The organism is Oleiphilus sp. HI0125 (assembly GCF_001635355.1).
The window spans coordinates 1-795 of record NZ_LWGF01000096.1 but is presented as its reverse complement, the minus strand read 5'-3'; the positions used below and the strand labels follow the sequence as shown (position 1 = coordinate 795).

General features: G+C 41.6%; 1 protein-coding gene and 1 pseudogene. Both read left to right on the top strand.

What is annotated here, in order from left to right:
- The coding region (locus tag A3762_RS26835; protein ID WP_197468931.1) for a hypothetical protein at positions 1-301 on the top strand (301 nt) is incomplete at its 5' end.
- Between the two features lie 275 nt (positions 302-576).
- Positions 577-795, top strand: a pseudogene (locus A3762_RS01560) (hypothetical protein); the annotation flags it as partial.

Genomic DNA, 795 nt, shown 5'->3' with positions numbered 1-795 from the left:
GGACCCTGAGGCGCGTCAAGAGACGATCAATCAAATGCGCTTGCAGCTTGGCTTTCCTGAGGAACGAATTGCGCAGTTGGAAGAAGAAGATCAACGTCGTGATGAGCAGTGGACGAAAGGCTATGCCTATATGGAGGCGAGAACCGCACTTCTTGAGAGTTATACCGGAGAAGATTTAGAAACCGAGTTAGATATTTTGCGTCTTACGCATTTTGATGACCGTACCGCTTATTCGCTTAAGCAAGAAGAAACCATTGGAATGATGCGTTTTGACCGCCCCAGAGTGTATGGCATGAATTAATTTATCCTGCCCTCTTTAAAGAACACGCGAAAGCGTGTTTTTTCGTTTTATATCTAACGAATTTTTTGATCTGACTTAACGGATAACCTAACTTGCAGATAATTTTGTGATGAGCTTCGCATTAATAATGTAAACATGGCCATTATTGATAGGTTTGCATAAAAAGCGAACAGATGGTTGGACTTTGTTCGTGAACTGACTCCAACTGTGAATTTTTGTTAAGTAGGATTTTCGCTCCACTTTAAATCTAAAAATAAGGAAGGTTGGAGAGAACAATGACTTATCTTAAATCAGTAATAAACAAGCTTGCTAAAGCAGCAACTGTCGCTGCCGTAGCTTTCACTGTAGTAGGTTGTGTTGGTAATCCCTATGATGAGGATGTATCAGACCGTGGTGGACGTAACGACGTAATCAGTGTGGGTGACTCGATCTTTGACTTAAATGGTGTGATTCAAGAGACTCTTGAAGCAAACATGGGTCAAGAGTTCCGTGAT